This window comes from Paenibacillus sp. S29 (genome assembly GCF_049319765.1).
In the GTDB taxonomy this organism is placed as follows: domain Bacteria; phylum Bacillota; class Bacilli; order Paenibacillales; family Paenibacillaceae; genus Paenibacillus; species Paenibacillus polymyxa_B.
This window is the reverse complement of record NZ_JBMOUI010000005.1, coordinates 63,636-84,682: the sequence shown is the minus strand read 5'-3', so window position 1 is coordinate 84,682 and position 21,047 is coordinate 63,636. Positions and strand designations below refer to the sequence as shown.

Sequence of the window (21,047 nt, the reverse complement as noted above, 5' to 3'; positions counted from 1 at the left end):
GATTGAGTTTTATCTTCTAACTTCATTCTAAGTATTATATGAAATTGAACCAATTAGGGAGTTCCCTTTTCCTTAGGGGGGAAAATCCTAACCGGAAAAATAACGCTATTTTCTTATGCTATACTGTACTAAAAAAGGGTACAAAGAAAGGATGAACTGTTATGGGAGGACCTTCTTTACGTCAACTGCCTGCTCATCATGCCATTCATCAAGGCGGGCTATCTGGCGCTCTAGATAAGACGAGAGAAGTAGAGGAATTACTCGAAGCAAAAGAATTCAAGGTGGCGCGCCAGGCTGCCGACCACTTGATCGAATATTGGGAAACCCGCATTCTTAGCCATGCTGATGCAGAAGAGGAAGGATTCTATCAGGAAATGGCCGAGAAAAAACCGGAGCTGCAGGAGGCTGTCGTCAAACTTACACGGGATCATGATCTGCTCCGAATCATTGTAAAAGAGCTCAAAGCCATGATCCGTGAAGAAGGGCTTACGCCTGAAGTTCTTCAGCAGTTCCACGCGCTTCTGGTTGTCAATGCCATCCATAGTCGGGAAGAAGAACGTTTGTTGTTTGAGGAACCGTCATGATCGAGATGTGGCATAACGATTCACTTTCTCTATAAAAACGTACCGAAGAAATAGTCCAACGCCTCCTGCGAGTATCCGTCATCTCCTTGCCAAGCTGCTACGGAATAAAAATCATGATTGCCGTGCTGTCGTTTACGAGGCGTGTCCTGTGGAACCAGCAGTCCGGCATATCCCCACACCTCCATGACTACATCACGCTCGTTTTTGCTGGATGGAAACACATCCTTCCAGCGCTTTTCCAATTGACGTGCACTGCTTTGAGCATCACAGTTCTGAACAGCTTCGAGCATGTTATGAAGTATAGTCAGATCCTCATCGGAAATCTGAACAGCCTCTTCTTGACTGAACAATTCAAGGTCCATCCAGCAATACAGAAGGTGGTTCAGACGAATACCGCCCCATTTGATTCGTTCAAAATTCAGTACATTCAAATCTTCATTGACATATTCCTTATCAGACATCAATTTATTAAAATTACAATCCCCACAGCTACTGTAATTGGGCAAGACGACAGGCCGCTCCCCATAGGTGTGCAAAGGAAGCCCTGCGGTTAATGCCCAGCTCGATAAGGCGCTTCGTAAATGAACCTTTTTCGTGGAAAGACTGTGCAAAAACGCTACTGCCACTCGCTCTTTTGTAGCCTTTTGCTGGTGCAGCTCATGCAGCCTGTTTATAATCTCGTTATGTGTAATGGTGATCGGATCGAACATCAAGCCCTTACTTTTGGCATATTCAAAATCCTCACCCGAAAAAGATCCCCGTCCTGCTTCCAGCCGCTAGAGGACCAGAATGTGTTCATCAGTATTTTTTTCGCCTTTTTATCCACAACACATCTCCCTTACTCATCCAACACCCTCACCTCCAGCACAAAGAGCAGGGTTGTCATGTATTTTATGTAAGATCACTACTCATCTTTATACTTAAAAGCAATGGCCGTATTTCCCGACCGGGGGTCAAAATAAGAAGAGATTTTCCCCCAGTTCAGTTCATATTCCATATAGGGGTAAGGCTTTGTTTGACGATAGCTTGGCTTTACGGACAAATGTTGCTGTAACAAACGATCATGCTCCCTTTGTCGCTTTCTCTCTCCTTCCTCAGACCAATTATCCCACGAAGTTGGAAATTCATCTCCCTGGAGCGAAATCTCCACGACAATTAGGTTTGTATCCTTAAAGCATACAGACACAAAAAAATGCCGACACAGCAAAGAAACCTGATCGAAATGATACCAGATGTAGTCATTCCCTAGCTTTCTTACAGAATGAAAATATTTCGAATACCAAGTGGTCTCTAACAACTGATCTTCCGTTAAAGATGAGTAGATAGCACGCTCACCATCGACCTGAATGATTCCCGATTCCCAGTCATTCATTGCTGTCACTCCTTCAGCTATTATGCCAATCTCCTACAGTTACTCTCTGTCCTCATTTGTCCACATGATTGAAAATGGCCTGCCAGGCCCGATCTAGCACGCGCGTATGTAATTGCTTGACATAAACATTTCTAATGATGGCAAAAACGATCACACCGACGAATACAACACTGAGCAAAGTGATAGAGGGAACCCAATGGTCAAACATGGCATTCGCCAGCACTTGCAGCAAATGTCGTTCTGGTTGTAAATATTCCACCGCCGCAACGATGCCTGCTGCCAGCAATATGATCACAGATATGATCATAAGCATTACATTGATTACTTTGTATTTAGCAAGCCCTCGCTGAAAAACGCGAGTTCCCGCATATTGCTAAAACATTCATATCTTTTCACTCCATTTTCGATAGCTTCTAAACTACGAGTATATTGGGTTGCCATGCTCTACAAAACGATCGGTTCCAGACTGCTCTCTAAATGAGCCTATTAGTAAAAATCAAAGTACCCCCGCCAGACTCCTTCATTCTGATGCTTGGCAAAATAAAAGCTGCCTCCATCCACAATATTCAATTGGGCTTTGGCATCTGAGGCAATCTGAAACACAAATTCATAGCCCTCGCCAAAGTCGATGCCTGGTTGAATAAAGCTGGGATAGCCACCGATTTTGTGAACCGCATATATTTCCTCTACGATGTCCTCAAAATAGTCGGGTTCCTCCTCGTCCATCTGGTTGAGAACATCGCCGTATTCCTCAGGGATATCTTCACCGTCCCAGACCGGATAATCATTCTCTTTAAGTTCGGGGAACAGCGGAAATGCTTTGATTTGCATAAATGCCGGACCAAAATCTTTTTCAACCAAATCCTCTACCGACGTATACTCACGAATACACATATATCCTTCCATGTCCTCATGATCCAGTACATCGGGAGACAGGAAGACGGTCAACAGCTTGACACTGTGCATAGCTTCAGGGACAAAGGGCAAGGCAGGCAAATACAATTGCATGATCGGAGCCATAACATTCCCCTGTACATCAATGGGTTGTTCCTCCGTTGGCAAAGCCACTGTAACTCTACCAATCCAGCTCTGTTCAAGGGAACCCGACGGTCTGCGACCCCCTGTATGAAAAATAGTAGCTTTACGTTTTAGAATCGTTCTTAGCTTCTCAATAGAGTTGCTGGACAACGAAATCACTCCTTTCTAATCTAGAATAGAAACGCAACAACATCCTCGCCTGCTTTAAATCCAAACTCACTTAATTGATCTTCCATCTCTTGAATCTGATGTAGATAATCTTCCGGCATAGCTGGCAGACCCTGTTCATTCACTAATGTCCCGCCAAGTCTGGCGCGTGCATATTCGGCACTTTTCCACATCGCCTCAAACACAGTTTGCGGCTGCACGGTCCGTACCCCATCCATACCGAAAATCAAATCTGCAAAGCGATCCTCCGCGAGTGTACTCAACCAAAAAAAGCCAGGCTCGGTTCCCGTATGTACGCTAAATAGTTCATCATAGCCTCCCTGACCGTGATGGTGTGCATGGAAAATATCCATATCTCCCCACTCCATTCCGAGGCTCAGCATGACATCCCAGATATCCGCTCCACAGTAAGATTGACCTTGATCCGCTTCTAGCCTAAGCATGACAGCGTGTTCCCTTTCACCTTCCTGATCTGTAAATGCTTTAAGTTTCTCCGCTTTTGCACGTGCACGGGCAGCATCCTCCCGAGGAAGCACATGAACGGTGCCCTTCTCCTGAAAACGCGCTGGCAGTGTGTTCATAAAGTCTGCAACCTTGGCTTCATCTAAACGAACCTGCATCTCTACATTATCGAATATATCCATACAAATACAGATTTTATCAAAATGGCATTCGCCTGCCGGTCTGCGCCCCACACTAGTCCACATCTGCAAATCATGGACATGCCCATACACGATATATCCTTTGAGCAATTGCAAAATATCCTCATCTGACAACGTAAAACCACTGAATTCTACATCAATCAGCCAATAAATATTAGCATCAGGCTCCACTTGATGGATTCCATTTATGGTCTTCACAGGCTCATATTCCAACTTCACGGCAAGGATGCTAGATACATCCTCACTCCCATGTTCAGGTAAATTCATGAATCTCTCTCCTAACTAGCTGTTTTCACTTTACAGTTTCCTATAATTCTCAATATATATTAAACTATAAATCACCAAGCACAAAATAGTATAAAAACGGTGCTGGGTTGTTGAACATAACTTTTTAGAATTTCAAAGCTTCGAAAGGGGAGAACTCATGATGCAAAAACTTTGGCAAAAAGGGAAATATCTATCTCTGCCTATTATGGTATCCGCATCGCTGATATCTGGAGCGCTGTCTGTAAGTACACCTGTGGCGAATGCGGCTGCAACCAGGGAATTGCTTCAGCTATCTGGTCAGACGACTTACTATGGAGAGGTTGAGAATGGGCAGCCCAACGGACGTGGTACGATCAAATGGAGCCAATATAAGCAGTATTCGGGTGATTTTGTGAATGGCAAGCGTTCAGGTACTGGAAAATATATAAATCAATACACGGATGCAGATGGACAAAATCATAAAATCGTATACAACGGCACATGGAACAATGACACGATGAGCGGCAAGGGTACGCAGACTGAAAAAGTGACGCAAATGGACGGAACCGTACGTTCGAACGAGATTCAAGTAGGTACTTTTCAGAACAATGGATTACAGAACGGCTACCAAGTAATCCACGCTGTGGCCGATCCAGACTACAGCTTCACTTATAAAAATGGAAAAGAAGTGTTAAATATCTTGCACAGTAATCAAGATCTGGTCCAAAGGTGGCAAAAAGGAGAGCTCTTCTCCGTAAATTATAAAAATGGCTCTGTCCAAAAGGAATACTCCATGTTCCCTGAAGAGACTGCTACCAAAGAACGTCAAAGACAAGCGTCCATCAAGTATTTTAAAGGAATTACCGCCAAGGTCACTCCTCACTTGCAGCAGTTTGAAAAGCTGTCCAAGCAGATTCCGCTAAAATAATTAATACGACGCGAAACATGTATTAGCCTCTACGCAAGAAGACCTCTCTTTCTAATGGAAAGCTCCATTTGAAAAGAGGGGCTTTTTTCGTTTTCGTTATGAATAACTTATAAGAACTTCGGATCATAACACTCCTACTTTTCTCCCTTATGAATCCTCAGGAACTCATACAAATGACTTATTTTTCACTTAAATCCCCTCCTTTTTTTGCTAACCCCCACTAGATTCACTAAAATATAAGTAATTATTTTAATCATCCGAGGTGGACATCATGGCTAAAATTATGGTTCCTCCTGAGAAACTAGAGGCGGTTTCCAGGCAGTTCGCACAGGCACGTGAGCTGGGGGCACAAATTTGCGGACAACTGTCACAGCATATTCAGATGTTGGAAAATAGCTGGGCAGGAACAACACAACAGCGCTTTTATCAGGATTTTCATAAAGCTCGTGGACAAATGGATGCTTTCACTCAAACTGTCGGTTCTGTCAGCACAGAGCTGCGTTCCATTGCAGTAAAATTCAAGGAAACAGATACCCAAGCAGACACGGGTATTAATAAAGGAGATCACAGCGGACAGATCGGCAGCAGTGAAGGGACAACTTCCGGGAAAAAAGGACCCGATCCAGCAGATATAGCCATTAACAGCATTTCAGAAGCCAATAAATGGCGCGGGCAACTGGGATTTGCCGGAACAGCTATATATAGCGGTCTGGCTTCCACACTTGTGCTCACCAAAACAGTAGAATTCAAGAAAAGTCTGAAGAATCCCACTCGAGCAGTTATACATAATGCGGCATGGGTGAAAGGCAAGGGTAACAATGCTTTTATGCGTAATTTAGGCAAAAGCCTAAACCGCCAATTCGCCAAACCCGGTATTGTGATGAAGGGGTTAAAGGGCTTTGATCGATTAGCTGGAAAGCTTCAAATGGGTAAGCTCGGCCTCGGATTCAATAAAGCCAACAGCTTTCCTCAGTGGACGCGGAACGTCATCGCCGGGGTGGAAAAAGGCCGATATGGCATAGCCACCCGCCAAATTCCCGGCATGATTGCCAAAAAGCTGTACCCTATTAATGCCACCATGAATATTGTGGGCGAGGGTATCAGTCTGGCTGGAAAATGGAAAAGCGGGAAGCTTACCGGAACGGATGTGGCTGTATCTGCTTCTAACGTAGCGATTAAAACCGCCGCAACTTATGGCGGTGCTGTCGCTTTGGGAGCCGTAGGCGGCGCTATCGGTGGTCCGGTCGGTGCAGCCGTCGGTGCTTATGTCGGCGGTACGGTGGGAAGCTGGGCAGGTGGAAAAGTCGCCAAATTCGCCGAAAAGGGGATACGTTGGGCCAGCAAACTATTTAAATGACATACACCTAACAGATGGAGAAGGAGCCTGACTATGGATAAACAAACGGTAATTTTAACGCTTGAGGAACTAGGCTTTGCCTTGACCGCACTGGGCGCAGAAGATATGGCTTCTGGTCTGCTCCAATCTTATTACGGGGAACTAACCGAAGATCGCTGGGAACTGCTTTTTCATGCTGCAACGCATAGCCTGATATCCAAGGGTCTGATGGAACAACGGGATGACGAGCAACAACAGCTCGAATTTGATGAGTTCATTGTTGAAATGCTAGCTCATCTGGTACAAAGTCGTCAGATGCTACGTGGCTACAAGGAGCAACAGGATAAGCAAAATACATTAACGATACACCATGGAAATGAACGTTTTCTCTATCATTTCTCCAGTCACAATGAACTCCATTTCTTTCGCTGGTCTTCTCCAGAAGACTGGCATCATGACATTGATCAATTGTTCGGCCTGCTTGCTTCGAACTTCAATGCGCACAGCCGATACGTCGATCTGACCGAAGAACAGTGGAATGAGTTAACCTCATCCAACTTCAGCATGCAGCAAATGACAACGTGGAAGCTTCATGAGTCGGCTCAACAAATAATACAAGACTGGCGAGAGGATTTTGATCGTAATCAGTGTAGCCTTGATAATTTGAGCCAGATGATATACACGAATACGGATGAAGATGGTCCTTCTGTTACGAATCTGCTATTTGTTCTTAAAGGAATGAATGATGTGTGGATTGTAAGAAATACAGAACTGAACATGCAGGCCACCCCATGTCTGCGAATTGAAAGTGTGACCGAAGCTGACTGGAGAGAACGAATAACTTATTTCATTCAGGCGTTTGTTCCCGACGAGGCGGTATTCCGTGGATAAAATTGTATATCGCAGATCTTTGGCATTTTGGAAGGCCATGGGTAGCTTGATGTTTGTGCTGATTTGTCTGTTTTTGCTGCTGCTCATTTTTATCGACGAAGATATCTCGGCTCTACAAATCTTCTTCTTTATTACGTCCGCCATTGTCGGACTTCCTTTTTTCGGTAGCTATCTTATGGTTTGTTTGAGCAGAACGCTTCGTAAGGATAACTACCTGTTCATCTTTGACGAACACAGCATTTCCGATGGTATTCGAACTGTCCCGTGGGCTGCAATCACTAAAGTCGAATTCGAAGGGGCCTCCATCCGCAAATGGCTGCGCCCTCGCTTTCCCGTCTTTATTTTTCATCTGAATGACCGCAGCACCTGGGAAGTCAGCACCGATTATGTGTTGAACGATATGGAGCTGAACCAAGCCGGGAAACAACTTCGAACTCTCATTAACCAGCATGGCAAGCCAAAGAAAAAACGTTCCTGAATAGTGCCATTGAATATATCAAAGCTTGTCTCTATCATATGCAGCTACAAGAGCCACAACCACTGCTGCCGAGTTGGCCGCAGCCAAATCAAGATTGGAGTCAAAAGAATCCGCCGCTTCTACACCGGCAAGATCAGACAAAGAACGGACAGCCAAAAATGGAACACCAAACTGGTACGCAGTCTGAACGACCGCGGCCCCTTCCATATCCGTCACTTTCGCTTCAGGAAACTGGCTACGGATAAAATGGGCGCGCTCAGCCTGAGAGATAAAAGAGTCTGCCGTCGTAATCAAACCGTTGACAATCTGCCCCTCAATCCTGGTCTCCGCCAGCGCTTCTGTCGCAAAAGCAAGCAGCGCTGGATCGACAGGATAACTTGCCGGCATCTGTGGTACCTGTCCGTAGGTATAGCCGAACGCCGTTCCGTCCACATCGCTGTAAGTCAGCTCGGTCGCCACTACGACATCGCCAACATGCAGCGCTGGATCGAGCCCACCCGCAGATCCGGTATTAATGACAAGCTCCGGGCTAAATCGCTCAATCAACAGCGCCGTAGTCGAGGCTGCGTTCGCTTTGCCAATTCCTGATTGCAGCAGAATAACTTCCTTGCCCTCAAGCTGGCCCGTATAAAAAATCCCGTTCGCAATCTGGGTCATCTTTATCCCTTCGATCTGCGCTTTCAAATCTGCTATTTCTTCCTCCATAGCTCCGATAATCGCTATACTCAAAGTTCTTTTCCCGCTCCCTCCATGAATTCCTTGTATTCCAGCTTAACCTTGAAAAACACCCGTTGCTGCGATGCGCTGCACCGCCTCCAGCAGCCTTTCCTCACTGTTTACCAGACTGACCCGCACATGAGAAGCTCCTGCACGACCAAAGCCTTCTCCAGGAGCGACCGCAACATGCGCCTCGTCCAATAAAAAGTCTGCAAAGGAAGCCGATGTATACCCCTCTGGCACCTTAAACCAGGCAAAAAAAGACCCTTGGGGAGCAGCTACATCCCAGCCAATACCTCGTAACGCTGCAATGAGAATATCACGGCGTCGCTCATATAACCCCGCGAGTTCCCGTACCGGTTCCTGCGTGCCCAGCAATGCCACAGCTCCCGCATCCTGTACCGCTCCAAAAACAGTGCTGTAGGCATGCGTATGATAATGCTTGAGCGCACCAATGATGGACGAATTTCCCACTGCAAATCCGAAGCGCCATCCAGCCATGTTATACGTTTTGGAAGCCGTATACGTCTCGACGCCATACTCCTTGCCGCCGGGGATTTGCAATAAACTAATCGGCTTATGCCCGTCAAATCCAAGAGCACCGTAAGCAAAATCATTCATAACCGGAAACTGGTACCGAGCGGCATAATTCAGCGTCTTTGTCAGGAAATCTGCTGTAGCTACTGCTCCAGTCGGATTGTTCGGATAATTAATCATGAGCAATTTGACCTGCTCTGCAATTTCTTCCGGCACGGTTGTATAATCAGGCAAGAAGCCATGCTTCTCATCAAGCGGAATCGTATGAATATGGGCTCTTGCCAGCGCAGCAGCGGAATAATATTGGGGATATGCCGGATCGGTGGTCAATAACCAATCACCTGGATTCAATAGCGCCTGGGGAATCCCCATTACGCCTATGGCTGAGCCGTTGAATATGGCAATCTCCCGGTCAGGATCCAGTTCCACCTGATACTCCCGTTTATAGAACGCGGCGACAGCCTCCAGCGTGCTTTTTTTTCCATGAAAAGGCGGATAGCCCTGATTGATCGGTTGATCGACCGCTTCCTTCAAAGTGCTGATGATATGCGCCGGTGTCGGCTGATCCGGGTTGCCGGCTGCCAAATTGATTACATCTATCCCCTTACTTTTATACAGATTCACTTTGTCATCCATTGCGCTAAAATAGTTGTCAGGCAGAGCCTTGACGAGATCAGAGGATGAAAAAATCACGTTCATCTCCACCTTCTATCCATAAGATACAGGCTGACAACATCAGCCCGCAGAAGATAATACCCCATATTATTTGAAATAGCTTGGCAGCTTGTAGCCTTCATAATCAGGATTCGATTGGATGTACTTTTGGAATTCATCTGAATGATATCCTTCAATAATGTCTTTGACGAAGGGCTTATCCTTGTTCTTGCTGTCCACAGCGACCACGTTCGTGAACGGATCTGTCATATTTTCAAGCTTTAATGCCGAGGTCAGCTTTATTCCATTCGATACAGCAAAGTTCCCTTGTATAGCCGCAAAATCAACATCCTCCAGTGCACGTGGCCCCTGTGCCGGGTCGGTAGCAACAAATTGCAGATGATGCGGATTAGAGGTGATGTCGTTCACCGAGGTTTGCAATGGATCAATATTGTCCTTTAACGTAATCCAGCCTACTTCCTTCAAAATATTCAGCGCACGCAGCATATTGACTGGCTCGTTGGGCAGGTTGATTTGGGCTCCCTCACTGATCTCGTCAAGGCTAGTATGCTTGCTGGAGTACAATCCCATCGGAGGAGTCGGAACCTGCACAGCACCAATCAGATCAATATTCTCCCGCTTATTCATAGAATCCAGGTAGAGCGAGTGCTGGAACACATTAGCATCAATATCCCCCTTAGCCACGGCTACATTGGGCTGAACACCGTCTGTAAACTCTTTATATGTAATCGTATATCCTTTCTTCTCCAAATATGGAGCCACACCATTCTTAAACTGATCGCTATATGGACCGGGATTAAAGCTGATATGCAGTGTTTTCTTTTCTTCACTCGCAGCGTTGCCCGACGTATCCTTGCTGCCGCAGCCTGAAATAAAAAGCACGACTGCTCCCAGCAGCAATATAAATGAAATCCATGGTTTCTTCATTTTGATGTCTCCCCCTGCTCCTTGATATCATCTACTTTTGGTGAGTTAGAATGTTTACAATCTCACAATACCAAGTAACTTGATGTGTTTTATAGATATTACAATGATTTTTTATTCACTGTCAACAACATTTAATTACGCATCTTCTGCATAGCAAAAAAGGGGGCATAACAGGAGATCCCCTTGAAAGCAAAACACTTCACACGTTTGTCATATACTTCCGTTTTAAATATACCCCATAGGGGTACATTTAAAATATGTAATTAAAACCCTAAAGGAGCTGTAAATATGAGAATGCAATGGGCTTTGCTCGCTGGTACAATCATGATTATTTTGAGTGGGTGCGGAAACAGTAACACGCCGAACCAGGAGCACACGACAAACAGCAGTCAACAGCACGACACATCGGATATGAACCATCCCACTTCCAGTGAGCTTCCTACCGGACTAAAAGAAGCTGAAAATCCAGCCTTCAAAGTTGGTAGCCAAGCGACTATTCGAGCTGACCATATGGCAGGCATGAATGGGGCCACTGCCACGATTGTGGGTGCTTATACGACTACTGCTTATACGGTCTCATATACTCCAACCACTGGAGAAGAAAAAGTGAATAATCATAAGTGGGTTATTCATGAAGAGATTAAAGATGCAGGCAGCGAGCCCTATGCACCGGGAACGGAGGTTATCCTTACAGCAGATCATATGAAAGGGATGGATGGGGCTAAGGCTACCATTGACTCCGCAGAACCAACGACCGTATATATGGTAGATTATACGCCGACTACAGGAGGAGAGCCTGTCAAAAATCATAAATGGGTGACGGAGAGTGAGCTTTCAGCCCATTAGAACTCTTACAACACAGGCGCTTATGATAGCAAAGGGGAGCCTGACATCGGCTCCCTTTATACGGCTTTATTTGAGTTTGGACAAACCTACTTCGCTAAAATGAAGTTCATGCCATCTGATTCTTCACTTTTTAAATAATCCGACGGTGTTTCGTGGCCAAGTGCGGGGACTTTTCGATCCATCCAAGTCAGCAAATACTCCCCCATATCGGGCAGCAGCACCATCTGAATCTCCTTTGGAATTTTACTTTCGGCCACTTTTACTCTTATAGCCGGATCTACCTGATCATATCGCTCCTGATAGAGCTGAACCATGTTGGCCCAGCTCTCCAGCTTAAACTCTTTCAAATATATGTCTCTCATCTATGAGCCCTCCTTAGGGCCTCAGACAACGCTTCTCATGCTGGAGCAACCATTCTTTTCTCCATAGCCCTCCTGCATAGCCCGTTAGTTTCTGATTGGAACCGATAATTCGGTGACATGGAATCACAATGCTCAGCTTATTTTTTCCATTAGCACTACCTACGGCTCGGATCGCTTTTTCATTCCCAATAGCAAGAGCAATATCTTTATAAGCTGTCGTTTTACCGTACCCCACGGACACCAGAGCATTCCATACTTTTTGCTGAAAATCCGTACCTTCAAAGGCATAAGGAAACGTAAACTCAAAGCGCTCACCTTTAAAATACTCGTCAAGCTGGGTAGCGCATTCCGCTAATACTTGGATTGGAACCTCTTCTATAGCCCTCGTTAAGGGCTCATTCCGATTAGAGAACATAATAGAATAGACAGCCTCATTTGTGCCCTGTATCTCTATCTCTCCAATCGGCGATACATACTTCATTACGTATAGTTCGCTCATAAAAGGATACAACCTCCTTCCTTTTCTATTCCCTACTCAACTTTCTATACTCACTAGGAGAACAATGGTTCAAGCTACGAAACGCCTTATAGAAATGGGAGGGACTTTGGAAGCCCGTCTCATAGCAAATCTCAAGATTCGTAAGATTTGTACTTTTAAGAAGATAGGCTGCCTTATCTACTCTTATTTTTTCCAAATACGTGCGCGGGGTTTCGGCGGTTTCCTGTTTAAAGATCCGATCCAAGTAAAAGGAACTTATTCCGATATGATCCGCAATATCCTGCAATACAAGTTTTTCCTTGTAATGATTAACCAAGAAGGTTACCACATTCTGCACAAGTCTGATATACGGCGAATGGTCTGTATGGGGCTGGCATCTTTTGCAAGCACGAAAACCCGCCTTTTCCACTTTGTCCAAATCAAAGTAAAACTCCACATTTATTTTTTTCGGCTTTTTGGATCGACAGGAAGGTCGGCAGTATATGCGGGTTGTTTTCACAGCGGTAAAAAACAACCCGTCATACTTACGATCACATGCTATAATTTTCTCCCACATTTCTTCAAAAGAAAGATTGATGTTAGCCATGATCGAATGCTCTGTCCTTTCTATAGTTCATATTCATCTAGTTCAGGATTTTGTAAAATCCTCATATAAATGTGATGTATCTTGAAGCTCTATCAACTGTTCGGCATTCTTTTGCAAAGCAACTATTATCTTATCAGAAAATGCATTTCCAAAGCTAAACCGTTTAACACCTAACTGCTGAAGCTGGTGGACATTCGTCAGACCCGGCAGGGATAAAACATTAAGCGGAGCATGTATATGAAACACAACTTCCCTGATCTCTTCATCACTCTTTAATCCTGGAACAAAAATTCCGCTCGCACCACTATCCACATACGCTTTGGCCCGCTCTATGGTCTCTGAAAGTGGGGCATCCATCTGCAAATATGTATCCGTTCTTACGTTTATAAAAAATTTTTGAAACCCACGCGCATCCAATGCTGTTCTTATTTTGGACAACAGGTTACTGTGCAGGCCCACTTCTCGAAGTCCCTTTTGCGTTTTCAAAGAATCCTCAATATTAATCCCTGCAACTCCCACATCGGCTACCCTTAAAACATGCTCAACAATCGTTGCCATATCCTCCCCATATCCTGCTTCAATATCTGCCGACACTGGAATTTGAACATGCTCAGCAATCGTCCGAATAACGCTTACATGCTGGTCAAAATCAATAAGCTCTCCATCTGAGAATCCAAGCGTATTGGCAATTCCCCAGCTCGTCGTACCTATCGCCTTAAAGCCTGCCTTCTCCAGAGCCACCGCAGATAGCATATCCCAGGCGTTCCCTAAAAATAAAAGTTCCTCTGATGTGTGAAGTGCATGAAACTGATGAATTTTGTTCATAAATATAGCCTCCTGATATGTGATGTATCTCATTTTATCAAGAGACTATCTTTGTTTCGTCCTCATTCTTGCACTTATGGTCTATAGGAATCTAGGAACAACTAGGTCCATTTATTCACATATAAATCATAATTTTTGAAAAAAACGGTTATTTAAGCTCTATTCAATCCTATGCTTCTTATCTATACTCTTGCTAAATCAATTCGAGTTAGATGCAAATCTACGCTTTTAGTCTTTCACAATTACATTATTATAGGAGGAGTTATATGTATAAAACAAAGTTCCTTATGATCTTGCTAAGCTTTACTGTAATCGCTTCTTTCTCTAGCTTGTCCGGCCCTTCACCTAGCAAGGCTTTTGCTGAAGAGAATGGAACTCCGGTTCAGAAAACGATCGATTTAAATGAGGGCTTCGACAATTCAAATGAAGCTAGTATAGAGCCATTATCCCTTACCAGCGAAGAAGCTACTAGCCAAGCAACGGTTACAGCTATTGATCATGATGCTAATTTCTCACCTTCAACACTCCAGTTTCTGAAGGCTAATACAGGACTCGACGGTGAGCAATGGGATAATATTATGAAGCTAGTGAACAAACCAGAGCAAGATTCTTTGAAATGGACTGAATTCTATGGCTATGCTGAAGATATCGGCGATAATCGCGGATACACAATCGGTATCTTTGGAGCAACAACAGGCGGTTCAAATGATACAGGACCCGATGGTCCGGACTTATTCAAAGCTTTTGATGCTGCTAGTGGAGCTAGCAATCCTTCCATTGCAGGTGGATTAACACGTGCTGGTCTGAAGGGGAAAATGAGTGGTTCGATTCTAAAACTCAGCGATAGCGATAGTGTAATCAAGAAGAAGATCAACGCTCTCCAAAACAATGAAGCTTGGAGAGAAGCCATGTGGCGTACGTTCTATGACACCTATATCGAATATAGTGTACAGCAAGCACAGAAACGCGGATTTAATACTGCTCTGACGATTGGATCATTTGTCGACACAGCACTCAATCAAGGTGCTACTGGTGATTCAGGTAGTCTTGAAGGAATCCTCTCACGCTCAGGCAGTAGTACGAATGAGAAGAAGTTCATGACTAGCTTCTATGCTAAGCGTACATTGGTTGTCGATACCAATGATTATAACCAACCTCCCAATGGTAAGAATCGTGTGAAACAATGGAGCTCTCTCTTAGCTTCTGGCGAAACAGATCTTAAGAACGCAGATGCAGCTGTGATCAAAGCAACGAATTGGGAACTGAAGTAAATATAATATACGTCATTAGGAGGGCATATCGTATGTCCTCCTTTATCTATTTTTCATGAACATTGAGTTGGCGATGACTGCTAACAACATCCCATTCTCCCATACAGTTCCTCTCATCATTCGAGTATGTAGGTCGCGTGTACAAATAGAGAGACTGTCCCAGAAGCCCGAAAGTTGCAAGCTCCTGAAACAGTCTTGTAAAATGGTTTATGAAGTCGAAATAAGGCTGTTAGATGATTCGATAGCCAGATGGCAGTCTACCGCTACTGCGGATATTACGGATTTGCTGCAACGTCAAACGTTGATTGGTAGAGATAATAGATTCCACATCATTCCCGCGAATCAGATCATCCAGGTCGGCGATGTTGCGATTGCCTCTAAACACACGGAAGTTACCTCTAAACCGCGTGCCAGTAAAGAGTACAAGGGTAGCATTGCTGCTGGTAGAAAAGAAACGCAGACTTTCGATGCCGTCGAGAATGTTATCGGTATTACGAATGCCTAGGTTTCCTCTGAATACTCTCCTGGAACCCCGAAAATTTTCTTCGTTGTAGACTGTAAGACGTGGATACGTTTGGGATACATATGCTTTGTTGTCCATGTTGTAATTCCTCCTTTCAACTTTATCTTATGCCTCACCATCCGATTGGCGCGGGCCTCGCAGCATCCATCTAAAAATGGTTATATGATTGAATAGAGCAGACGCAGACTTGAAAAAGGAACATATGTTCTGTATAATCTAGCTTAGCAATTTGGAAAATCCTGAACTAACGGAGATGCGGACATGGACGATAAATTTATTGAGGAACTACGTGAAATTAGCAGAAACGACAAGCGAAGATCCGAATTTCTTATTAAGGGTATGAAGGAAACACTTCAGGAAAGAAAAGAAAAAAACTTTATCGAAAGATGGATTTGGCGACAAAAAAATAAGAAGCTTATAGCGCGGAAGTTTAAATCCTAGTAGATATAACAACTGGATCTTCATAGCATTTTACTTTTCATAGCACTTTACAAGTGCTTAGGTCATAGCTCATTTCTGTCCTAAATATAAAAAGCCCTTGGGCGTTGAGGGAATGATCCGACAATCCATCCCAGAGGATGTACAATTAGTTGCCCAGTTTCTAGCTGGTTTTTCAGAAGAGGCTTTAGGTAGTTCTATTGATCCGGTTAGTCAAATATCGGTTGCGGTGAAGACCATCAAGACAGGAAATTTGTACCTTTGGATAGTAATTAACATGCCCGTATCCATGGCTAATATTGCTCATTCAAATCAAACAAGGCCCGCAATGTTATCCATCGCTGGGCCTCCTCTTCACTTACCTTTACACCTTTATTCCGTAACACCCAATCCCGTGTGAACTGAGGATCTTCGTGAAAGTAAATATACAGCTACAATGGCGATGACGACACCGGTTGCTCCAAACCAAGTGATGGAAGCCAGCGAAACCTGACCAACAACTACACCGCCAATTCCGGCTCCGGCTGCCATAGCAAGCTGCATTGTAGACTGATTGAGACTCAGCATCACACCGGAAGATTCAGGCACAAGTGTGACCAGATTATATTGTTGAGTAGGTCCAGTTGTCCAGGCTGCGAACGACCAAAGGATCAATAAAGCAAATACTGCGATCAGGGAATGAGCGGCAAAAGGAAGTAAGAGTAAGGAAATACCGTGCAACACCATACCCCCTAATAATGTAAAGGGTATACCCTTTTTATCCGCACTGTACCCACCAATTTTTGATCCGATTAGACTGGCAATTCCGAAGGCGAGCAATACTGAGCTTAGCATATCCTCTCCTACACCTGATACATTCAGCAAATACGGTGAGATGTAAGTATACGCGAGTGAATAACCTCCTAGCCAAAAGAAGGTGATACCTAATCCCAAAGCAACTTCAGGCTTTTTCAGAAGAGCAAACTGTTGTAGTAAGGGGACTGGTCGATCTCCTTTTAAGCGGGGAATTGTCATAGATATAACAATTAGGGCAATAATCCCTGTCAACGCGATGCCGAGAAATACGGTTTTCCAGCCATATGCAGAAGATATCATTCTTCCAAGCGGCACCCCGATAATCAGCGAAGCTGTAAAACCCATAGTGACTGTAGCAATAGAACTGGCCTGCTTGCCGGCTGGGGCAATTTTTGCTGCAATGCTCAGTGCTGTAACCACGACCATCCCCGCCCCGAGGGCCATAAGAATACGTGCGGCGATAAACATTCCAAAACCCGGCAGAATAAAGGAGAGGACATTAGCTACTGCAAATAATCCGAGCGAACTCAAGAGCAGCTTGCGTCTGTCCCATTTAGCGGTTACTGCCATCAGAATCGGCGTGCCAATCGCGTAAGCAAGAGAAAAGACTGTAATCAGCTGGCCCGCTGCGGACACCGCAATCCCCATAGTTGTCGCAATTTGATCCAAAATGCCTGAGATGATGTACTCGGATGTGCCTACCAAAAAACTGACAATGGCCAAAATATACACTTTCCACGTACTCTGCATTTTTAAATAACGCCTCTTTTCTTTTGATATTTTTATATTTTTACAAATATCGAAATTAAGACTAAAAAAATTTATGTTATTAGGAACGGGGCATATTTCTGCGCTGCTTCCACATCCAAGCTGTAATAAATAAACGTCCCCTCTTTACGGTATGTGAGCAGCCCCGACTCTGCCATTTGCTTCAGATGGTGCGACAGTGTTGAAATAGCTACACTGTTCAGCTTCTCGCCCAGCACAGAGCAGCATTGGTCACTTTCCTCTTTTAGCAGAAGTGCTATTTTGAGACGAGTGGGTTCTCCAAGTGCTTTATATATTTTTACAGCTTGCTGCATCTCTGTTGTATCTTTCACCCTGTTCGGCTCCCTTCTGTTCCAGTCTTAATTTCGATGTTTGTCGAAATAAAGTTATCACAAACATTTGTAAAAGTAAACCTGTTTATTATAAAGGTACAGTTTTTTACACTCTGAGATGGGAATGATGGTCTTTCTCATCCGATAAATAACCCCCCATCCATAAAGGATGGAGGGAAAACTGATCTGAGTAGAGAGGGGGAATCTTGGACGCCATGGCGTTAATTCGGGCTTGCCGTGGGTCTGACAATAATTTCATTAACATCTACATCCGCTGGCTGCTCCATGGCATACAGAATGGAACGGGCTATGGCATCAGGCGAAATCGAAATACGACGGTACTCTTTCATTCCTTGCCGGGCCTCTTCATCTGAAATACTGTCAGCAAGCTCAGATTCGGTTACTCCTGGCGATACCAGCGTCACACGAATATCTCCCCCCACCTCCATACGCAACCCTTCAGAAATTGCCCGAACCGCATACTTCGTTGCGCAATACACCGCTGCAGTTGGGGTTACACTATACGCGCCAATAGAGGCGATATTAATAAACTGACCAAATCCTTGCTTTTTCATAATCGGAAGCCCTGCCGCAATCCCATGCAGAACGCCCCGTATATTTACATCAATCATGCGATCCCATTCCTCTACCTTCAGGGCTTCTAATTTTGAAAGAGGCATCACTCCCGCATTGTTCAAAATTACATCCACACGCCCAAATGTTTTTTCCGCGTACTTAATGAACGCTTCCATCTGGTCCCTCTTAGTCACATCCAGTTGCTGATAATCAGCCGATCCACCTTTCAAACGAATCTCGGATGTCAGAGCCTCTAGTCGCTCTGTGCGTCTGGCCCCTAATATTACATGAGCCCCATGGTGAGCAAGTAAACGGGCAGTAGCCTCACCGATCCCACTGCTTGCCCCCGTAATAGCTACGACTTTCCCTTTAATATCCAACATACTTATTCCTCCTTTAGTTTAAAAACGGACTGAAACAGATTACTTTTTTACTTCCCTGTAAAAAACCATCCCTGCATGATACAAAACACCATTTTTGAATACACCATCTGCCGTAAATCCGGTGTCGTCCACATATTCGATATAGTCATCTTCTATGATATAGCTGCCTGTATAGGCACTTTGTCTCTGACCCCGTGCTTCATCATAACGGCCATAAGGCAAGAGTTCTTGACGGATATTTCCGTCTTCAGTTACCCACATCCCTATATAGGGATGCTGCGAAGCGTGTACACTTTTTTCCGCTTTGTTACTCTCCATGACTCCCACTCCTTTGTCCTTCTATTTTTTTCAATTGCTCATTAGGTGTTGTATCTGCATCTTATTATGAGAGGAATGTCCATCAGCCCGGTAGAAGAATCAGAGCAAATTATTGCCTAATCCTCCAAAGACCCTTAATATGTAATAAACTACTGGAAATGAAAACGGGCTGCTTTGCAAAGAAGGGATGTGTCATGATGGGGGCAACCAAAATAGAGGGTTCTACCATGGAAAAACAAGCCGAGTTGGCAAGGCTCATAGAACGATTTTCAAATCAGGACGGAGTTCTCACTACAGCCATACCTTCGCTTCACTTCGTCCGAAGTTCAAATACAACCGTTCCGATACATCAAGTCCATGAACCTGCCTTATGTATTGTGGCACAAGGCAGAAAAGTCGTGATGCTCGCAGAGGAAAGTTACCATTACGGCACATCCGACTACCTTGTTGTGTCGGTGGATTTGCCGATCTCGGGGCAGGTTATCCAAGCGTCAGCAGAAGCTCCTTATTTGTGCCTCCGGCTCAATTTTGATCCGTATCAGGTTTTGGACCTGATCAAAGAATCTGCTCTTCCCACAAGCCCAATGCCTGATTCCAGACGAGGCCTGTATGTAAGCCAAACCAACTCTCTACTGCTGGATGCCGTGATAAGGCTAGTGCATCTTTTGGAAAACCCGCAGGATGTTCCGGTGCTGGCTCCATTAGTCATTCGTGAGATACTGTATAGGATTTTACAGGGTAATCAGGGGGAATCCTTAAAACAACTGGTCATGACCGGCAGCCATTCCAACCGGATTGCAGAAGTCATAAAGCGGATTAAGCAGGATTATGATAAGCCGTTGCGTATTGAGGAATTGTCCAAACTAGCGAATATGAGTCCTTCGTCACTACATCGACATTTTAAAGAGGTTACGGCTATGAGCCCAATGCAATATCAAAAACAATTACGCCTACAAGAGTCCCGCCGCCTGTTGTTATCCGAATCAGCGGATGCGGCAGATGTCGGTTTTCAGGTAGGTTACGAGAGCCCCTCACAATTCAGCCGCGAATACGCCCGCTTGTTCGGCCTGCCTCCAATTAGTGATATCAAACGCTTGCGCTCGGATCAGGATCACCCGACCATTTGAACCCGTTGTTAGATGAACATCTGAAACCACTGGTTCTACTAACGATTATCCCAATCATACATGGCAGAATGTAAAAAAACAGCACAAAACAGCCGCTCCTCCGGTAGAGACGCGGCTGTTCAATATATTCCTCTACGCATGTGGTCATCACTATTTGAGCATCAATACGGATTATCCAGCTTGACGAACAAGGCTCGAATGACATCCTTCTCTGCCGAAGTTAGCTTTTGTCCTGCCTGCCATTGTTGAATCTCTTTCTTGACTTCCTTGGGTTCTCTATAACTGAGAGCATACCCGATGCTTCCTATACCTTGTGTGCGGTTGGTTTTGTCCATATTTGCCAATGCTCGAGTCATCGCAGTTCTATCTCTTGTAAACAAATCTCCCATAAGACCAGCATAGCTTTCGCTTAAAGCTCCATCCAATCCGTCAGAAGCCTGGATCACATTTGCAAAGCTTTCCGATGGAATAAAAGCACGCTGCCTATATAGATATTCGATAATTTCCAGGCTTTGATGTTCATTGATTTTGTTCATCTTTCCCCATTGGATTCCTGCTAAATGGTCCGTCATATGACGGACTTTTGCTTCATCACTGAGGGATGAATCCTTATAAAAGGACAGCACTAGCTCCTCTTTACTTTGCTGGGTATGCTGCGTATTGACTGCAGTTTGCTTGGACTCCCCATTGTTTGCCCCGGACGGCGCCGCAGTTTCAGCATCCTGTCCCACTGGATGGGGAGTGCACCCTATGGTTACAGCCAGCAATAGTGCAGTACAAGCTACAGATACAAACCCATTACCTTTTAACATGAATCCACTCTCCTGTCTGAACAAACA

General features: G+C 44.7%; 25 protein-coding genes and 1 pseudogene. 8 read left to right on the top strand and 18 right to left on the bottom strand.

The genetic code is table 11. From position 1 onward, the window contains the following. The first annotated feature begins 161 nt into the window (after window positions 1–161). Window positions 162–584 carry a hemerythrin domain-containing protein gene (locus tag ACL9RM_RS10190; protein WP_039274397.1) on the top strand — a complete coding sequence of 141 codons (423 nt, stop codon included), beginning with the start codon at window positions 162–164 and terminating at the stop codon, window positions 582–584. A gap of 29 nt (window positions 585–613) precedes the next feature. On the opposite strand, the pseudogene ACL9RM_RS10185 reads toward ACL9RM_RS10190, so the two are convergent. From ACL9RM_RS10185 to ACL9RM_RS10165, 5 genes and pseudogenes are all read right to left on the bottom strand, one after another. Next, window positions 614–1,410, bottom strand: a pseudogene (locus ACL9RM_RS10185) (hypothetical protein). A 78-nt stretch (window positions 1,411–1,488) separates the two neighbouring features. Next, window positions 1,489–1,956, bottom strand: coding sequence for a hypothetical protein (locus tag ACL9RM_RS10180; protein WP_039274394.1), 468 nt, complete (start codon window positions 1,954–1,956; stop codon window positions 1,489–1,491). 52 nt (window positions 1,957–2,008) lie between these two features. Further along, window positions 2,009–2,269, bottom strand: coding sequence for a DUF6097 family protein (locus ACL9RM_RS10175; protein ID WP_250260777.1), 261 nt, complete (start codon window positions 2,267–2,269; stop codon window positions 2,009–2,011). 173 nt (window positions 2,270–2,442) lie between these two features. Beyond that, window positions 2,443–3,144 (bottom strand): DUF1963 domain-containing protein, encoded by a 702-nt coding sequence (locus tag ACL9RM_RS10170; protein WP_250266407.1) that lies wholly within the window; start codon window positions 3,142–3,144, stop codon window positions 2,443–2,445. Between the two features lie 20 nt (window positions 3,145–3,164). Continuing rightward, on the bottom strand, window positions 3,165–4,091 hold the full coding sequence (locus ACL9RM_RS10165) for a cell division protein ZipA C-terminal FtsZ-binding domain-containing protein (RefSeq protein WP_250260775.1): 927 nt from the start codon (window positions 4,089–4,091) through the stop codon (window positions 3,165–3,167). 160 nt (window positions 4,092–4,251) lie between these two features. Between ACL9RM_RS10165 and ACL9RM_RS10160 the strand changes: the two genes are divergently transcribed. From ACL9RM_RS10160 to ACL9RM_RS10145, 4 genes are all read left to right on the top strand, one after another. Next, entirely contained in the window at window positions 4,252–4,998 is a 747-nt protein-coding gene (locus ACL9RM_RS10160; RefSeq protein ID WP_250262044.1) for a hypothetical protein, read from the top strand. Window positions 4,999–5,269: 271 nt separating this feature from the next. Continuing rightward, complete coding sequence (locus ACL9RM_RS10155; protein ID WP_069290106.1) at window positions 5,270–6,355, top strand: WXG100 family type VII secretion target; 1,086 nt, start codon at window positions 5,270–5,272, stop codon at window positions 6,353–6,355. A gap of 33 nt (window positions 6,356–6,388) precedes the next feature. Further along, window positions 6,389–7,225, top strand: coding sequence for a hypothetical protein (locus ACL9RM_RS10150; protein WP_250260773.1), 837 nt, complete (start codon window positions 6,389–6,391; stop codon window positions 7,223–7,225). Continuing rightward, window positions 7,218–7,703 carry a DUF5381 family protein gene (locus ACL9RM_RS10145; protein WP_250260772.1) on the top strand — a complete coding sequence of 162 codons (486 nt, stop codon included), beginning with the start codon at window positions 7,218–7,220 and terminating at the stop codon, window positions 7,701–7,703. Before ACL9RM_RS10150 ends, ACL9RM_RS10145 begins: the two co-directional genes overlap by 8 nt. A gap of 18 nt (window positions 7,704–7,721) precedes the next feature. Here ACL9RM_RS10145 and ACL9RM_RS10140 read toward each other — a convergent pair whose 3' ends face one another. The 3 genes from ACL9RM_RS10140 to ACL9RM_RS10130 all read right to left on the bottom strand — a co-directional run bounded on the left by ACL9RM_RS10140 (window position 7,722) and on the right by ACL9RM_RS10130 (window position 10,559). After that, window positions 7,722–8,432 carry a 5'-methylthioadenosine/adenosylhomocysteine nucleosidase gene (locus tag ACL9RM_RS10140; RefSeq protein ID WP_013311357.1) on the bottom strand — a complete coding sequence of 237 codons (711 nt, stop codon included), beginning with the start codon at window positions 8,430–8,432 and terminating at the stop codon, window positions 7,722–7,724. A gap of 42 nt (window positions 8,433–8,474) precedes the next feature. Then, on the bottom strand, window positions 8,475–9,650 hold the full coding sequence (locus ACL9RM_RS10135) for an aminotransferase class I/II-fold pyridoxal phosphate-dependent enzyme (protein ID WP_250260771.1): 1,176 nt from the start codon (window positions 9,648–9,650) through the stop codon (window positions 8,475–8,477). A 69-nt stretch (window positions 9,651–9,719) separates the two neighbouring features. Further along, window positions 9,720–10,559, bottom strand: coding sequence for a MetQ/NlpA family ABC transporter substrate-binding protein (locus ACL9RM_RS10130; protein ID WP_250266408.1), 840 nt, complete (start codon window positions 10,557–10,559; stop codon window positions 9,720–9,722). Window positions 10,560–10,847: 288 nt separating this feature from the next. Between ACL9RM_RS10130 and ACL9RM_RS10125 the strand changes: the two genes are divergently transcribed. Continuing rightward, window positions 10,848–11,405 carry a YdhK family protein gene (locus ACL9RM_RS10125; protein WP_250260769.1) on the top strand — a complete coding sequence of 186 codons (558 nt, stop codon included), beginning with the start codon at window positions 10,848–10,850 and terminating at the stop codon, window positions 11,403–11,405. 86 nt (window positions 11,406–11,491) lie between these two features. On the opposite strand, the gene ACL9RM_RS10120 is transcribed toward ACL9RM_RS10125, so the two are convergent. Genes ACL9RM_RS10120 through ACL9RM_RS10105 form a run of 4 tightly spaced genes read right to left on the bottom strand, consistent with a single transcriptional unit; the run spans window position 11,492 to window position 13,677 of the window. Next, complete coding sequence (locus tag ACL9RM_RS10120; protein ID WP_250260768.1) at window positions 11,492–11,767, bottom strand: hypothetical protein; 276 nt, start codon at window positions 11,765–11,767, stop codon at window positions 11,492–11,494. 13 nt (window positions 11,768–11,780) lie between these two features. Continuing rightward, window positions 11,781–12,266: a methylated-DNA--[protein]-cysteine S-methyltransferase gene (locus ACL9RM_RS10115; protein WP_250260767.1), complete on the bottom strand. Its 486-nt coding sequence runs from the start codon at window positions 12,264–12,266 to the stop codon at window positions 11,781–11,783. A 25-nt stretch (window positions 12,267–12,291) separates the two neighbouring features. Further along, window positions 12,292–12,852: a bifunctional transcriptional activator/DNA repair enzyme AdaA gene (locus ACL9RM_RS10110; protein ID WP_013311362.1), complete on the bottom strand. Its 561-nt coding sequence runs from the start codon at window positions 12,850–12,852 to the stop codon at window positions 12,292–12,294. A gap of 42 nt (window positions 12,853–12,894) precedes the next feature. Beyond that, complete coding sequence (locus ACL9RM_RS10105; RefSeq protein ID WP_250260766.1) at window positions 12,895–13,677, bottom strand: isocitrate lyase/PEP mutase family protein; 783 nt, start codon at window positions 13,675–13,677, stop codon at window positions 12,895–12,897. Window positions 13,678–13,943: 266 nt separating this feature from the next. Between ACL9RM_RS10105 and ACL9RM_RS10100 the strand changes: the two genes are divergently transcribed. Beyond that, complete coding sequence (locus ACL9RM_RS10100; RefSeq protein ID WP_250260765.1) at window positions 13,944–14,948, top strand: chitosanase; 1,005 nt, start codon at window positions 13,944–13,946, stop codon at window positions 14,946–14,948. Between the two features lie 229 nt (window positions 14,949–15,177). Here the strand turns inward: ACL9RM_RS10100 and ACL9RM_RS10095 are convergent, their stop codons facing one another. From ACL9RM_RS10095 to ACL9RM_RS10075, 5 genes are all read right to left on the bottom strand, one after another. Continuing rightward, entirely contained in the window at window positions 15,178–15,549 is a 372-nt protein-coding gene (locus ACL9RM_RS10095; RefSeq protein WP_061828782.1) for a hypothetical protein, read from the bottom strand. Between the two features lie 732 nt (window positions 15,550–16,281). Then, complete coding sequence (locus ACL9RM_RS10090; protein WP_250260764.1) at window positions 16,282–17,454, bottom strand: MFS transporter; 1,173 nt, start codon at window positions 17,452–17,454, stop codon at window positions 16,282–16,284. A 71-nt stretch (window positions 17,455–17,525) separates the two neighbouring features. Then, window positions 17,526–17,804 carry an ArsR/SmtB family transcription factor gene (locus tag ACL9RM_RS10085; protein WP_013311367.1) on the bottom strand — a complete coding sequence of 93 codons (279 nt, stop codon included), beginning with the start codon at window positions 17,802–17,804 and terminating at the stop codon, window positions 17,526–17,528. A gap of 221 nt (window positions 17,805–18,025) precedes the next feature. Then, complete coding sequence (locus ACL9RM_RS10080) at window positions 18,026–18,763, bottom strand: SDR family oxidoreductase (protein WP_069290117.1); 738 nt, start codon at window positions 18,761–18,763, stop codon at window positions 18,026–18,028. A 39-nt stretch (window positions 18,764–18,802) separates the two neighbouring features. Continuing rightward, on the bottom strand, window positions 18,803–19,081 hold the full coding sequence (locus tag ACL9RM_RS10075; RefSeq protein WP_250266409.1) for an Atu4866 domain-containing protein: 279 nt from the start codon (window positions 19,079–19,081) through the stop codon (window positions 18,803–18,805). A gap of 197 nt (window positions 19,082–19,278) precedes the next feature. Here ACL9RM_RS10075 and ACL9RM_RS10070 point away from each other — a divergent pair, with 197 nt between their 5' ends. Beyond that, window positions 19,279–20,208 (top strand): AraC family transcriptional regulator, encoded by a 930-nt coding sequence (locus tag ACL9RM_RS10070; RefSeq protein WP_250268947.1) that lies wholly within the window; start codon window positions 19,279–19,281, stop codon window positions 20,206–20,208. A 161-nt stretch (window positions 20,209–20,369) separates the two neighbouring features. On the opposite strand, the gene ACL9RM_RS10065 is transcribed toward ACL9RM_RS10070, so the two are convergent. Then, the gene (locus ACL9RM_RS10065) at window positions 20,370–21,020 is read right to left on the bottom strand and encodes a hypothetical protein (protein ID WP_250266410.1); all 651 of its coding nucleotides are present in this window, start codon (window positions 21,018–21,020) and stop codon (window positions 20,370–20,372) included. Window positions 21,021–21,047: the final 27 nt, after the last annotated feature.